We start from the raw sequence: 13,494 nt of genomic DNA, 5'->3' as shown, positions 1-13,494 counted from the left end.
GTCGAGGTTGGCGTCCTCGAAGCCCGGCAGCGCGGCGACGGTGTCGAGGCCGGCCAGCTCCTTCATCGTGAACAGCATGTCTTTTACGGGTGCGGCATAAGTCATCGCGCGTCTCCTTCGTGTGTTTTGGACGAGTATATGCGTCGCGCGGCGAACCTGGCGCCTGCACAACGTGATCCAGATGCCTCATCGTAACGGGCGCGCCGGCCATGCCCAATATCCAAACCTGCCCTTTCATTGACAAAATCTGCCGCTTTGCAGGACCCCCTCCGGGCGGCGACCGAACGCGATTGCCTGCATCCTGGCCCTGGCAGGTTTTGTCAATGAATCGGCCAGGCCTGCCAGTGTCGCAGCTACCCTGTCTCAGTAGAATGAGCCGCAAAAGGCAACGCCCCGCAGATCTTCGCAATCTGCGGCAAAGACCTGATCGGGCCCGACGTGCTAAAGGCGCTGAAAGTGCTGCGCGTTCTGAAGGAACCCTATCCCGCCTCAACAGAATTGCGACTGAACACTCAGTCAGGAGACGTACTGATGAACCTCGTCGGCCAGATGATGTATACGCCCCTATTGCTTTCCTCGCTGCTTCAACAGGCGGCACGGCATACCGGCAGCGTCGAGATTGTGTCGCGCCGGGTCGAAGGCGACATCCATCGCTACACCTGGCGGGACTGCCACGCTCGCTCGATGCAGTTGGCCAACGCATTGACGAGCCGCGGCATCGTCACGGGCGACCGCGTCGGAACGCTCGCGTGGAACGGCTATCGCCATATGGAGTTGTACTACGGCGTCTCCGGTATCGGCGCCGTTTGCCATACGATCAATCCACGGCTGTTCCCCGAGCAGATCGCTTACATCATCAATCATGCGCGCGACCGGATCGTCTGCTTCGACATGTCGTTCGCTCCTCTCATCGAGCAGATTGCGCACCTCTGTCCGCAGGTCGAAACTTGGATGATGCTGTGCGACGAGGCCGCGTTGCCGCCATCGTTCGCGGTGCCGCTCGAGAGCTATGAGTCTTTCATCGATGGACAGCCGGAGCACTTCGTCTGGCCTCAGTTCGATGAACTGCAGGCTGCGGTCCTCTGCTACACATCGGGCACGACCGGCAACCCGAAGGGCGTGCTGTATTCGCATCGCTCCCTCACGCTGATGGCTTACGCCTCCGTGTCGCCCGATGCGCTCTGCCTGTCTGCGCGCGATGTCGTCTCGCCCGTGGTCCCGATGTTCCATGTGAACGCCTGGGGCTTGCCGTTTTCAGCGCCCATGGTCGGCGCGAAACTGGTCCTGCCGGGACCGAAGCTCGATGGCGAATCCCTGTGCACGTTGTTCGAACAGGAAGGCGTGACTCTCTCTGCGGGCGTGCCGACCATCTGGCTCGGACTTGTGGATTACATGCGCCGCACGGGCAAGCGCAGCCCTCTTTTCAAGCGGGCGATCGTCGGTGGCGCCGCATGCCCTCCGCAACTGGCCACGTCGATGCGCGAATGCGGCATCGACGCGATCCACGCGTGGGGCATGACCGAGCTGTCGCCGCTTGGCACGGTCTGTTCGCCCTCGCCCGGGTACGCCAGCAAGTGCGCCGACGAGCAGGCGCGCATCGACGCAAAACAGGGCCGCGCCATCGCCGGTATCGACCTGAAGATCGTCGGCTCCGGCGGCGAGGAGTTGCCGTGGGACGGCAAGTCGGCAGGTGACCTGATGGCGCGCGGCCACTGGGTGCTGGACCACTACTACGGCGTGGACCAGTCGCCGCTCGAAGATGGCTGGTTTCCAACCGGCGACGTCGCGACGATCGACGCCGATGGCTATATGCAGATCACCGATCGAAGCAAGGACGTGATCAAGTCCGGCGGCGAATGGATCTCTTCCATCGAACTGGAAAACGTCGCAATGTCGCATCCGGAGATTGCCATGGCTGCCTGCATTGCATGCGAGCATCCGAAATGGGACGAACGCCCGCTGTTGATCGCCGTGCGACGTCCGGACAGTGCGTTGACCGCGGCAGATCTGTTGGCGTTCTACGACGGCAAGGTCGCGAAGTGGTGGATTCCCAATGACGTCATCTTCGTTTCCGAACTGCCGCTGACCGCGACCGGGAAGTTGCAGAAGCTCACGCTCAGGCAGCGCTTCGGCAAGCACTACGTCGGGGGGTCTGCTCCGTCTGCGTAGCCTTTTACCTCAGGCCATCCTGCGATACGTCTGGGGCGTGCTACCCGTCCAGTGACGGAAGGCGCGGTGAAACGCAGTGGGGTCGTCGAAGCCGACGTCGTAGGCAATGGCGCCGATGGCGTCGGCCGAGCGCGTGAGACGCTGAATCGCTATATCGCGGCGCACTTCGTCCTTGATCGCCTGGAACGTCGTGCCCTCAGCCGACAGCCGGCGGCACAGCGTGCGGACGGAGTAATGTAGGTCGTGCGCCACGACCTCGACAGTCGGCATGACCGGAAGGCAACCGGCGATGTACTGGCGAACCCGGTGGCAAACCATCTGCTCGGCAAACGACACGAAGATCCAGTCTTCCGGCGCACGCGACAGAAACTTCTTCAGATCGGACTTGTGCTGCCGGATCGCCATGTCGAGGTAGCTGGCGTCGAAAGACATGAAGGTTCTCGCGCAGCCGAACTGCACAGGCCCGGGGAATAGATAGAGGTAGTCGCTCGCACGCGGCGGACGCACGAAATCGAACTCCACCTCGACCAGCGGAATCTTCTGCCCGATCAACCACGACGCCACGCCGTGCGCGAGCTTCAGCATCAGCTCGCGACCCAGCACGCTGAGCGGTGGGCCGTCCGGATTCGCGACCAGTTCAACGCGGCAGACATCGCCGTCGCGTTGCGATCTGAAGTTGAACTCGTCAAGAAACAGATGCAGGAACTGGCCAAACCGATGCAGCGCGACTTCCAGTCGCGGGGCATCCAGAAGGCTCAGACACAGATATTTAAGCGTGCCATTGCGCAGCGGCCGGCTGAAGATACCCGGCATTTCGTCGTCGAGCTCATTGGCAAGCCTGCGATAGAGCGTCGAAAACTGCTCCTCGGTCACCCGCGCTCCTGGCTCGTGCAGCAATTCGTGCGGTATCCCCGACTGCTCGGCGAGACGCTCGACCGCGGCAGGGTCGGCGCCGACGAGGAAGCCGTTGACGAGCGAGATAGGTACGGTGGCGGAAAGGGGATCCAAGGTTCGATGCCGGCAGATTGCGAAAGCCGTGCATTGACGGTCCGCGCGTGGCCTATTTTGTCATAGGTCGCCATCGGACGCGAATCGCGGGTACACAGCCGACCGGCCGAGGTGCGGCAGCGCCCAGTCGCCCAACCCCGACACGTCACCCGCGCGTCAGCTCATCCGCCCTCGAAAGAAAGAGCTTCAGCACCGGCGAAGCATTCGACCTGCTGTAGCCGATGACGAGATCGATGGTCGGCGTGTCGCCTTCCAGCGGCCGGCTAACGACGGACCACGGCAGCAGGTTGTTCGCGTACTCCGGCATGAGCGCAAGCCCGCGCGTCGACGCGACCAGCGACATGGCCATCGCCAGATTGTCGACGCCGTGCTCCGGCGTGACATCGATTCCGCTTTGTTTGAGATAGCCGTCGATGACGTCGTGCAGCACCCTCGCCTTGTTCGACGCCATGATGAACGGCTCACCCGCGAAATCCTCTGGACGGATCGCGGTCCGCGCGGTCAGCCGGTGATCGCTCGGCATCAGCACGATGAGCTTTTCCCTGCTAACCACCCGATAGTCGAGATCGAAGCCCGGTTCGGCGCGCAGAAACGCGAGGTCGAGCTTGCCGCGCGCGAGCGCATCGGCGAGATCCGGCGAATAGTGGCTCGACACGGTGACGTCGATGTTCGGCAATTCGTCGCGCAGAATCTGCATCGCGCGCGGCAGCCAGGTCATCTCCTGACCGGTCAGAAAGCCGAGTGCGAACACCTGTTTCTTCGGTTGTGCCGCGCGCCGCGCCGCTTCGATTGCGGCATCGACCTGCGTCAGCGCAAGCCGCGCATGATCGAGGAACGCCTTGCCCGCCGCCGTCAGTTCGACCCCACGCGCGCTGCGGCTCAACAATTCCACGCCCACCTGGTCTTCCAGATCGCGGATCTGCCGGCTCAGCGACGGCTGCGAAGTATGCAGACGCTGCCCAGCCGCGACCGTGAGGCTGCCCGTCTCCGCGACGGCGACGAAATACCGCAAATGCCGCAGTTCCATCTTCGCTCCCCCGGTTGCCATGCCTCGCAGGCATGTCCGCCAGCCTACAAAGTCTTTTCCCTTTGTGCAAGACGACTCTAAATTACTCTTCAAGGAAGTGGCACCGCGCACATGAAAGATAGCAGGACGATCTGTTGCCGGTTCCTCGCCATACCTTTTATCTATTTCTCTGAGGCATCGAAAATGGACACGCCAGTCGTTTTGATCACCGGCGCACTAACCGGCATCGGCCGCGCCACCGCACTTGCATTCGCCGACAGCGGCGCGCGACTCGTCATCTCGGGCCGCCGGGCAGCGGAAGGCGCGGCGCTCGAAGCCGAACTGCGCGAACTCGGCACGGACGCCGTCTTTATCAAGGCCGACGTGCGCGACGACGAGGACGTGCGGAACCTCGTTGATGAGGCTGTCGCCCGCTTCGGCCGCATCGATGCCGCGGTCAATAACGCCGGCACCGAAGGCCAGCCCGGCGCCATCGTCGACCAGACGGCGACAAGCTACGCCGCGACCTTCGACACCAACGTGCTCGGCACGCTGCTCAGCATGAAGCACGAGTTGCGCGTCATGCAGGCGCAGAAGCACGGCAGCATCGTCAACGTGTCGTCGACCTACGGTCATGAAGGCGCGGCCTTCGCGTCGGTGTACGCGGGCAGCAAGCACGCCGTCGAGGGCATGACGAAATCGGCGGCGCTCGAGGGCGCCGGGTCGGGCGTGCGCGTCAATGCCGTTGCGCCCGGCCCCACCGACACCGGCATGCTCGACCGCTTCACGGGAACGCCGGAGCGCAAGGCTGCACTGGCGTCGAAGGTGCCGCTCGGCCGCGTCGGCAAGCCGGACGATGTTGCCCGCGCGATCCTGTTTCTCGCCTCCGATGCGGCGTCGTTCGTGACGGGCCAGATCGTCACGGTCGACGGCGGCAAGACCGCCGGCTGACCCTGACGGCCCCCGATGCCGACCTGCATCACGACGGTTTTCATTCAGTTACCAGGAGATCTGCGATGACCAGCCTCACCGGAAAGACCGCGCTCGTGACGGGCGCCTCGCGCGGGATCGGGCGCGCCAGCGCCCTCGCGCTCGCCCGTGCCGGCGCACAGGTGCTCGTGCACTACAGCAGCGGTGAAAAGGAAGCGGATGCGGTGGTCGCCGAAATCCGCGCGGCCGGCGGCAACGCCGAGAAAGTCGCCGCGAACCTGCGTGAAGCAGACGGCCCGCACACGCTCGCGAAGCGCGTACGCGCCATCATTGGCGGCCGTCTCGACATCCTGGTGGCAAACGCAGGCATCGCCAAAGCGACCAGCATCGAAGACACGACCGTGCAGGATTTCGACGATCTGTTCGCGGTGAACGTGCGCGCGCCCTACTTCCTCGTGCAGCAGTTGCTGCCGGTGATGTGCAAGGGCAGCAGCATCGTGCTGCTGTCGTCGCTCGCGGCGCGTGCGTCGGTCGGCACGCTGTCTGCCTATGCCGCCACCAAGGGCGCGATCGACACGCTTGTGCGCCATTTCGCGCAGGCACTCGGTGAACGCGGCGTACGCGTGAATGCAGTTGCGCCAGGCGTCGTTGCAACCGACATGTCGCGCTTCGCGAAAACCGACGAAGGCCGCGACTTCACGCTGGGAATTCAGGCGTTGAAGCGGATCGCGCAGCCCGAAGACATCGGCGGCGCCGTCGCCTTTCTCGCTTCCGACAACGCGCGCTGGATCACCGGCGAAACACTGCACGTCGACGGCGGCTCGAAGCTCTGAACTCAAGGTGCGTGTCTTGCTGGGCATTGAAAATTTCGGCCACCAAGGATACCGAAATGTCGAAACTGTTTTCTACCATTCAAATTGGTCTCTACGCTCTTTCTCACCGCGTGGTCATGGCTCCGCTCACGCGCATGCGCTCCGCTCAGGACATGGAGATATCCTATGCTTTACGAAATCTGCACCTACACGTTCAAGCCGCTACGCGGCGCCGAGTGGCTGGCGTTGTACAAGAGTGAAGGCCTGCCGCTTCAGCAGGAGTTTCTCGGCGAACTGATCGGCTTCTTCACGACCGAAATCGGCGATATCAGACAGATCGTTCATATGTGGGCCTACAAAAGTCTCGATGACCGCCTTGAACGCAGGGACAGAATGGCCGCAGACAGCCGCTGGCAGGAGTTCGGCCGCAAGGTGAAAGCGCTGGACATTCTTGTCGGCATGGAGTCGCGCATCATGCGTCCGACAGATTTCTCGCCCCTGAAGTAGTCATTGTTTGCGTCACGCCCGAAATGAACCGGCATGGACTTAAAGTCCACGCCATCAATAGCGAAGGTGAACACGATGTCCACTCCCCTTTTCGATGACCTTCCCGCGGCGCTCAAGAGCGTGCAAACGCGTCCGCTCCTTGTCATGCGTCTGGACGTGAAGCCGATCGTCATCGTCGGCGAGACGCCAGGGCCATTTCGACGCGTAGGCATCGTGCCGTCGGGAACGTTCTCCGGCGAGCGACTGTCCGGCAAGGTGCTGGATGGCGGCAGCGACTGGCAATCCGTGCGCAGCGACCGAAGCACCACGCTCGATGTGCGTCTGATCCTCCAGACCGACGATGGCACGAACATTCTGATGTCCTACCGCGGCATCCGCCACGGAGCCGCTGACGTCATACAGCGACTTGAAAAAGGCGAAGAGGTTGACCCCGCAGACTACTACTTCCGCATCAACCCGATCTTCGAAGCGCCTGCGGGAAAGTACGAATGGTTGAACCGTTCTCTCGCGATTGGCGTGGGACACCGGTTCTCATACGGTCCGGTATATAGCGTGTTCGAAATCCTGTAAACGGCGGACTGACGCCTGGTCGTTCCGGCATATTGCGATTATCTCGGCACTCGACGCCTCGTCAAAGGGGCGTCCGTCCCAGCCCCCGATCCACGTGACGTCACGAAATCCAGCCGCATCGAGGTGGCGGGCAAGCACTGACTGCGGCATGAACCGCAGTTGGCTCCGACTGGTCAGGTGCACTCCTGCTTCGACAAAAACGTAGTGCGTGTCGAACTCAACGATTTCACGTCGAACCGAAGTGCATTCGTGGAATACCTCGACCTGACTGCAGTCGTCGGTGCGAATCGCGCGTCGGGAATGCTGCGCCGTCCACCCGAGCCATGGCTGAACCGCAGGGTTGCGGGTCTCGAACATGAATTGCCCGCCAGGCGAGAGACGTTCCCTAACCGCCCTCAGGGTTGCCGCCACCTCGTCGTCGGTGAGAAGGCACTGAAACGCATGTCCGGTCATGGTCGCCACATCGAACGGCGTGTCGCCCGGCGTGGTGGCCGCATCTCCGACCAGCCAGGTCACCCCGTCCGCCCCGGCACGCCTGCGCGCATAGCCCAGCATCGCCGGTGACGGGTCGACCGCGACGACCTTGTGACCTGCGCTGGCCAAACGCACAGCGAAGACCCCGGTGCCGCAACCCACGTCCAGCACGTATTTCGGCAGCGTCCCGATCTGCTCTTCATAGAACATGAAATCGTGGTCGCCGGCGTTCAATAAATCGTAAATGCCGACCAGTCTGCTATCGGAGTAAAGAGTGTTTTCAGTTTCGGACACGCCTTTTCATCCTGTTGTTGTGTTGTTTTTTCTGCTGGACATCGCCTCTATCGCTGCCGAAGCATGTTCAAGTCACGACGGCAATCAACGTCACCATCACGAGGACCACCGCCATCGACAGATTAAACAGTCGCGACGTTCCCGGTTCATGAAGAAAGCGGGACAGCGAAACGCCCGCCACCAGCCAGAACAAATGAATAATGACGATCATCAAGCTTAGCAGCGCTATTTTGACAACTGCGTCGAGGCTGTGGTTACCTGCGATGACTGTCGTTCCTGCAAACACGGCCGCGATCGCGAGCCAGGCCTTGGGGTTTGCAACTGCCAGTAGAACGCCTCCGGTGAATGGCGGCGCTGCCACTCGCCCTTTTTGTCGCTCGAGTGGCGGAGCAGTTGCAATCCTGTATGCCAGAAAAAGGATGTATGCGGCGGAAACGACACTGAGCACCCGATCGCCGTGCGGCACCGACGTCACCAGCGCCACGACGCCCATCGCCACCATCAGCAGCACCGCGATCGTGCCCGCGATAAGTCCGCCCGTGTAGCGAAGCGAGCGCCGAACCCCAAACGAGGCGCCGACCGCCGTCACGCTTATCGTCGAGGGCCCGGGGCTGCCCATGATAACCAGAGACGCGAGAATCAGGGCCGCCAGAGGTCGCCCTGTTTCCGACAGGGATGCGATCAGACTTTCCATCTGACCTCCTGCAGTTGTACGATTAAAACAACTGTAAGGTGCGGCCACACAGCGGGTCTTGAACGATTGTGCGGGTCACGTCAATACCGTCCGTCATTGAAGCAATACGCACACCCCATCCGACGGAAGCTTCGTTCCTGTCGCACGACATTCTGGAGGCAACGTGAACGCGCACGAGCAAAACCCAGGCGTTCGACCTGATACAGGCGAGTCCGCCGGCGACTGGATTCGCCGTTCGGGTGGACCGAGTGGGATAGAAAGAATCGAAGCATTCTTTCACGGCCATGGCTACGAGATGCATCGCCACGATACCTACGCAATCGGTGTGACCCTCGGCGGAGTTCAGTCATTCAACTATCGACGGGAGAAACGTCACAGTCTTCCCGGACAGATCATCGTGCTGCATCCCGACGAGGAGCACGACGGCGAAGCAGGAACGTCGGCTGGCTTCACCTATCGCATGGTGTATGTCGCACCCGCGCTGCTTCAGGAGGCGCTCGGGGAGAAGGCGCTGCCGTTTGTGCCCGGCGGCATCTCAGACAACGCACGCCTGCGCGCCGCGGTGCACGCCATGCTGCTGGACGAGGAAGCGCACAGCGACACGCTTGCCGAGGACGATGCGCTGTTCGATCTGGCAGCAGCGCTGGATGCGGCGGCAGGTTCTCCCTCGCAGCGGCATTGCGGCGATTTCCGCGCGGCGCACAAGGCGCGCGCGTACATCCACGACGCGCTGGACCGCCCTGTGACGCTCGACGAACTCGCGCTCGCCAGTGGACGCGATCGCTGGAGCCTGTCGCGAGACTTCAGGAGCTTCTTCGGCACCAGCCCTCATCGTTACCTGACCATGCGACGGCTCGACCTTGTTCGCGGCCTGATGTTGCGCGGCCACTCACTCGCCGATTGCGCGGCGAGTGCGGGCTTCGCGGACCAAAGCCACATGACCCGGCAGTTCATGAAAGCGTATGGTGTGTCGCCGGCGAAGTGGTTGAAGATCGTCGATGCTGGCGGCCATGCCGGACGCTGAACCCGCACAATCGTTCAAGACCCTGCACCGCGCCGGCGCGAGACTGGTAACTTCATTTATCGCAAGGAGCTCAGCATGGCAGCCGAAAGTCAAACGCCCCAGGTCGATCAGGTCCAGCGCAGTCCCGTCAACTTCGACGCGAAATTATCGCTGATCAGCGAGCAATGGTCGCCCCGTGTGGTCGCCGAGATGAACGACTATCAGTTCAAGATCGTGCGGATCGAGGGAGACTTCGTCTGGCACAGGCATGACGACACGGACGAAGCGTTTCTCGTCCTGGACGGCACGCTGCGGATCGATATGCGCGACCGTTCGGTACTCGTGCGGGCGGGTGAGTTGTTTGTCGTGTCGAAGGGCGTCGAGCACAAGCCTTTCGCGCAGGAAGAAGTCAAGCTGCTGCTCATTGAACCGCGTGGCGTGCTGAATACCGGGAATACCGAAAGCGAGCGGACCGCACCCAACGATGTCTGGATCTGACGCCGACTGAAGCAGTCGCGCGGATGCTGTCGCGGGGACGTTCGCGCACCGCGGCGTCCTTGACCCCGCCTGGGGTCTTTTTGCGCTTTTGTACCGCAAGCCCCAGCGGCAAGCCAGTTTCCGTAATCGCCGACGACTCCCGGCTGGCTTGCTACACTACAAGCCCCCGACCATCGACAGTCCGAAATAGAGCGCGCGCTCACAGACGCTCCCGGAATGGACCAACCGATGCGCTCCCGAGATTCGCCCGGAGGTTCCCTATGTCCATTACATTTTCCGGTCTGTCGAGAACTGTCGTGATTGCCGTCGTGTACGGCGCATCGGTTGCGGCCATTGGCGCGCATGGACAGCGGCCTCTGGTCGCTCCACAAGCGATTCCGTCCCAACTGCTCAGCGACGACGAACGCATCGAATTCTGCACACAAATGCACGACGCTTCGACGCCTGAAGAGCGCAAGAAGGTCGCGGAGCGCATGCGCGCAACGCTCACGCCCCGCGCAAAGGCCTATGGCGTTACGTTGCCGGCCTGGTTGCTGGACGGACAGCCCATCGAGGGGCGCGGCGGCGACATCCCCGGACTGGGTTGTCAAGCGGGGCGCGCGAGGCCGCGCACACAGAACACGCCGCCCGCGCACGCGGCACCCGATCAGGGGATGCCCACTCGCGAAGTACCGGCCCGCGAGACACCTGTGCGCGACACGCCAGCGCCAAACATACCGATTCGAAGGACACCGGCTCAAAACACACCGGCCCAGACGGTGCCCGACACTGACATACCGGTCGGACACGACCACGGTATCCCCTACGTCACAGGCGGCGTAGGCCAGGACGAAGCGAGCGCGCTGCGCCGGCTCGCTTCCGGCTATAGCATGCGCGCGACATTCACCAGCGTCACGGGCGAGTACCTGTCGGGTGTCGCCGTACAGGTGTCCAGTTCGAACGGCGCGACCGTCTTCACGGCCGTATCCCAGGGTCCATATCTTTTCGCCAGACTTCCTTCGGGCCACTACCGCGTCGTCGCCAGCTTCAACGGCGTGGAGCGCAGCCGCGAATTTTACGTTCCGACGCGAGGCAGCGTCAGATTCGCAATGGTATGGCCGGCATTGCGCGCGTCTTCTGGCGGCTGACACGTTCACTGAACGGTAAGAGCGTATATAAAAGCTCGACGCGCAATGCCGAACCTGAAGAACCGCATGCAAGGATTGAGCCGTGTCCTCCCTCTACACGCACAAGCCGCTCACACCCTTTCGCCGCTCCGTCGCGCGCTTCTCCCTTTCCGAAACGGCGAAATACGCGAAACTCACGCTGGGCCTGTGGATCGGCTTCGTGATTCCTTCGGCTCTCGGTTATCCCGATGCCGCCGTCGCACTCGCCGCCTCCACGATGCTGACGCTGGCGCTCGGCAGCTCGATTTCGGCCGCACGCAGCTATTTCTACCAACGCGTGGTCTCCAACGCCGTGGCCATGCCGCTCGGCACGCTGTTTATCTGGCTGACCGCGCCGCACCTGTGGCTCGGCGCCTTCCTCTTGCCGCTCGTGATATTCGCCATTGTCCGTGTGAAGCCGTCGCTGTTTCGCATGACGAGCATCAGCGTGCCGATGACGCTCGTTCTGTACACCGGCGAGCACCTTCCGCTGCTTGAACAGCGCCTCATCGGTGTCGTGCTCGGTATGTTGCTCGGCTTCATCATCCAGCAGGTCGCCTTTCCGCCGGATCACGGTTACTGGGCCAATACGCTCGTCAACGAAGGCAACGAGCAGGCAACCGAGGCCCTATCGCATCTGACGAGCGGCTCACTGGCGCGGCAGGCGATCAAGCCGTTGACCGCGAATCTGCGAAATACGAGCACGAACCTCAAGCAGGCGCACGATCTGCTGAAGCTGGATCTCGAACAGGCGTGGGTGTCTACGCATCTCAAGCGCAACCGCGATCGTCTTCCGCTGTTCTACTGCTACCGCGAGGTCTTTGATTCTCTCGTCAACTTTCTCGAAACGATGGATACGTTTCATGATCAGTTCGTCGCGCTCGATGTCGAATGGAAGGGGGCTTTCCTTGCCGGGCTGAACCGGCTTGTCACGGCACACCGGCAACTTGCCGAAGTGGCAGACCTGCGCGTCGAGCGCCCCGGCCTCGCGCGGGCACCGATAGGGATGGAGGAATTGCAGCAACTCGTCTCGGTGCTGCCGGCCCCCGGTGTATTCGCCAGCGTCTATCTGGGCCATCTGACCGGCTACGGCATCCTGCTTTGCAAGCTTGCCGCGATGCAATCCGGGCGATGAACGGTCGTGCCGCCGAGGCACGTGCGGCTAAGCGCTCCCAGCACCCGGCACCGCACGGCCGGGCGATGCCGCAACCGCGTCGGTTTGCAGGTGGGCAGCCTATTTCTCTCGCCTCCAGACCACCGTCGAGGCCCCGTAGCCAAAACTGCCCGGAGTGACATACGTAAGCGTGTCGCCAACCAGCGTGAACGGTCTGCTTTGAGTATCGCCGTCCCAGTTCGGAAAAGTACTTTTCTGGATGCGAAACACGATAACCTTGCCGGCCGGATCGACGGCATACGTGCCGAAATGCGAGACGCTCCCTTCAATGATCTTTTTGTTTTCCTCGGCTGTGCTCGACAGACGACCGCCCGATTCGATCTTCGGCAGATCGGCACGAACCGCAAGCAGAACATAGCGGCCGTCGCTTCCAAATATCAGTTGCCCCTGCGGATGTGGACCCAGCACTTCCATCGGGGTCCCGCTCCGCGAGACGGTCAATGAGACCAGCGACCACGAACCGACGAGATCCGGTGCTGCCTGGGCGATCGCCTTCGCCGTGGAGAAACACATCGCGAGAATCAGCGTTGCGACAGTTCCCGAAATTTTCAGGACTTGTTTCATGATCGTCTCCCGCTTGCGAATACGACGTTCGAGAGCCACGGCATATCGGCCGGGTACGGGTCAGCATCGCCATGCTGTGAGTGTTATAGACCCGAACCAGACGATGCGATACCCGAAGTTGCGCCGTCAAAGGAAGCGCGTCGGCGAGGTCGCAGGCGTTCACGAATGGTTGCGTGCACGCACGGCTGATTCAATGAGGCGGCTGCGGGTTGTTCGCCGGATTGGTGTCGAACTTGACTACGTTTTCGATTCCCGCGTCGCCAACCAGCGCTGACAGTTCAGCCTCCAGAGGCTCCGCAATTTCCTTGCCATAGACCTCCTCGCCGCCCACATAGACAGTGAAGATCTGCAGGTACCTGGCTTTTTTCTCAGGAATCGCGATCGTGTCTTTGGTCCACTTATACAGCGGATATTTTTCAGAGCCCTGTCTTTCGGCCTCGCTCACATAGTCCGCAAAGGCGTCGAACTGGCACTTCAAGGATGCGTTGTGTCTGCGCAGAACATCGGCTAGCGGGCCGTGCGAATGACTCGCCGGGGGTTCACGCAAAGTGGCAGAGAGTTCAGGCGAGACGGTGAGCCTCAGTTGAAACCGCCATCCATCGTCCATGTTTTCCTCGCTACAGAACCCGTTCGTCCACCACATCTG

16 protein-coding genes are annotated in these 13,494 nt (G+C 61.9%); 9 read left to right on the top strand and 7 right to left on the bottom strand.

Going from position 1 to position 13,494, the window contains the following annotated elements; genetic code table 11:
* Positions 1-105, bottom strand: a 105-nt coding sequence (locus P3T23_RS43950) for an acyl-CoA dehydrogenase N-terminal domain-containing protein (RefSeq protein WP_429322311.1), incomplete at its 3' end; no start/stop codon positions are given.
* Between the two features lie 426 nt (positions 106-531).
* Here P3T23_RS43950 and P3T23_RS43945 point away from each other — a divergent pair.
* Entirely contained in the window at positions 532-2,169 is a 1,638-nt protein-coding gene (locus P3T23_RS43945; RefSeq protein ID WP_429322309.1) for a 3-(methylthio)propionyl-CoA ligase, read from the top strand.
* A 9-nt stretch (positions 2,170-2,178) separates the two neighbouring features.
* Here the strand turns inward: P3T23_RS43945 and P3T23_RS43940 are convergent, their stop codons facing one another.
* Both P3T23_RS43940 and P3T23_RS43935 read right to left on the bottom strand, forming a co-directional pair.
* The gene (locus tag P3T23_RS43940; protein ID WP_429322310.1) at positions 2,179-3,150 is read right to left on the bottom strand and encodes an AraC family transcriptional regulator; all 972 of its coding nucleotides are present in this window, start codon (positions 3,148-3,150) and stop codon (positions 2,179-2,181) included.
* 172 nt (positions 3,151-3,322) lie between these two features.
* Positions 3,323-4,204, bottom strand: coding sequence for a LysR substrate-binding domain-containing protein (locus tag P3T23_RS43935; protein WP_429322308.1), 882 nt, complete (start codon positions 4,202-4,204; stop codon positions 3,323-3,325).
* Positions 4,205-4,387: 183 nt separating this feature from the next.
* Between P3T23_RS43935 and P3T23_RS43930 the strand changes: the two genes are divergently transcribed.
* From P3T23_RS43930 to P3T23_RS43915, 4 genes are all read left to right on the top strand, one after another.
* Positions 4,388-5,134 carry an SDR family NAD(P)-dependent oxidoreductase gene (locus P3T23_RS43930; protein WP_429322307.1) on the top strand — a complete coding sequence of 249 codons (747 nt, stop codon included), beginning with the start codon at positions 4,388-4,390 and terminating at the stop codon, positions 5,132-5,134.
* A gap of 65 nt (positions 5,135-5,199) precedes the next feature.
* Positions 5,200-5,946: an SDR family NAD(P)-dependent oxidoreductase gene (locus P3T23_RS43925; RefSeq protein ID WP_429322306.1), complete on the top strand. Its 747-nt coding sequence runs from the start codon at positions 5,200-5,202 to the stop codon at positions 5,944-5,946.
* A 165-nt stretch (positions 5,947-6,111) separates the two neighbouring features.
* On the top strand, positions 6,112-6,432 hold the full coding sequence (locus P3T23_RS43920) for an NIPSNAP family protein (protein WP_429322305.1): 321 nt from the start codon (positions 6,112-6,114) through the stop codon (positions 6,430-6,432).
* Between the two features lie 75 nt (positions 6,433-6,507).
* Positions 6,508-7,002, top strand: coding sequence for a DUF3237 domain-containing protein (locus P3T23_RS43915; RefSeq protein ID WP_429322304.1), 495 nt, complete (start codon positions 6,508-6,510; stop codon positions 7,000-7,002).
* Here P3T23_RS43915 and P3T23_RS43910 read toward each other — a convergent pair.
* Positions 6,964-7,770: a class I SAM-dependent methyltransferase gene (locus tag P3T23_RS43910; RefSeq protein WP_429322303.1), complete on the bottom strand. Its 807-nt coding sequence runs from the start codon at positions 7,768-7,770 to the stop codon at positions 6,964-6,966. The genes P3T23_RS43915 and P3T23_RS43910 overlap by 39 nt on opposite strands.
* 67 nt (positions 7,771-7,837) lie before the next feature.
* Positions 7,838-8,464, bottom strand: a complete 627-nt coding sequence (locus P3T23_RS43905; protein WP_429322302.1) for a LysE family translocator — start codon at positions 8,462-8,464, stop codon at positions 7,838-7,840.
* 163 nt (positions 8,465-8,627) lie between these two features.
* Between P3T23_RS43905 and P3T23_RS43900 the strand changes: the two genes are divergently transcribed.
* From P3T23_RS43900 to P3T23_RS43885, 4 genes are all read left to right on the top strand, one after another.
* Positions 8,628-9,488, top strand: a complete 861-nt coding sequence (locus tag P3T23_RS43900) for an AraC family transcriptional regulator (protein WP_429322301.1) — start codon at positions 8,628-8,630, stop codon at positions 9,486-9,488.
* A 75-nt stretch (positions 9,489-9,563) separates the two neighbouring features.
* Entirely contained in the window at positions 9,564-9,965 is a 402-nt protein-coding gene (locus P3T23_RS43895) for a cupin domain-containing protein (RefSeq protein WP_429322300.1), read from the top strand.
* Positions 9,966-10,225: 260 nt separating this feature from the next.
* Positions 10,226-11,092, top strand: a complete 867-nt coding sequence (locus P3T23_RS43890; protein ID WP_429322299.1) for a hypothetical protein — start codon at positions 10,226-10,228, stop codon at positions 11,090-11,092.
* Between the two features lie 82 nt (positions 11,093-11,174).
* Positions 11,175-12,245 (top strand): aromatic acid exporter family protein, encoded by a 1,071-nt coding sequence (locus P3T23_RS43885; RefSeq protein WP_429322298.1) that lies wholly within the window; start codon positions 11,175-11,177, stop codon positions 12,243-12,245.
* Positions 12,246-12,344: 99 nt separating this feature from the next.
* Here P3T23_RS43885 and P3T23_RS43880 read toward each other — a convergent pair whose 3' ends face one another.
* The gene (locus tag P3T23_RS43880) at positions 12,345-12,848 is read right to left on the bottom strand and encodes a lipocalin-like domain-containing protein (protein ID WP_429322297.1); all 504 of its coding nucleotides are present in this window, start codon (positions 12,846-12,848) and stop codon (positions 12,345-12,347) included.
* 190 nt (positions 12,849-13,038) lie between these two features.
* Positions 13,039-13,455, bottom strand: coding sequence for a hypothetical protein (locus P3T23_RS43875; protein WP_429322296.1), 417 nt, complete (start codon positions 13,453-13,455; stop codon positions 13,039-13,041).
* Positions 13,456-13,494 lie beyond the last annotated feature (39 nt).

It is taken from the genome of Paraburkholderia sp. GAS448 (genome assembly GCF_050435685.1).
GTDB lineage: Bacteria > Pseudomonadota > Gammaproteobacteria > Burkholderiales > Burkholderiaceae > Paraburkholderia.
Note: the sequence above shows the minus strand (reverse complement) of the source record. Positions and strands in the feature narration are given on the sequence as shown.

Coding starts and splice junctions, on each gene's coding strand:
- P3T23_RS43935 (WP_429322308.1), bottom strand. CDS start 4,204: ATGGAACTGCGGCATTTGCGGTATTTCGTCGCCGTCGCGGAGACGGGC.
- P3T23_RS43945 (WP_429322309.1), top strand. CDS start 532: ATGAACCTCGTCGGCCAGATGATGTATACGCCCCTATTGCTTTCCTCG.
- P3T23_RS43890 (WP_429322299.1), top strand. CDS start 10,226: ATGTCCATTACATTTTCCGGTCTGTCGAGAACTGTCGTGATTGCCGTC.
- P3T23_RS43930 (WP_429322307.1), top strand. CDS start 4,388: ATGGACACGCCAGTCGTTTTGATCACCGGCGCACTAACCGGCATCGGC.
- P3T23_RS43895 (WP_429322300.1), top strand. CDS start 9,564: ATGGCAGCCGAAAGTCAAACGCCCCAGGTCGATCAGGTCCAGCGCAGT.
- P3T23_RS43925 (WP_429322306.1), top strand. CDS start 5,200: ATGACCAGCCTCACCGGAAAGACCGCGCTCGTGACGGGCGCCTCGCGC.
- P3T23_RS43880 (WP_429322297.1), bottom strand. CDS start 12,848: ATGAAACAAGTCCTGAAAATTTCGGGAACTGTCGCAACGCTGATTCTC.
- P3T23_RS43915 (WP_429322304.1), top strand. CDS start 6,508: ATGTCCACTCCCCTTTTCGATGACCTTCCCGCGGCGCTCAAGAGCGTG.
- P3T23_RS43920 (WP_429322305.1), top strand. CDS start 6,112: ATGCTTTACGAAATCTGCACCTACACGTTCAAGCCGCTACGCGGCGCC.
- P3T23_RS43875 (WP_429322296.1), bottom strand. CDS start 13,455: ATGGACGATGGATGGCGGTTTCAACTGAGGCTCACCGTCTCGCCTGAA.
- P3T23_RS43905 (WP_429322302.1), bottom strand. CDS start 8,464: ATGGAAAGTCTGATCGCATCCCTGTCGGAAACAGGGCGACCTCTGGCG.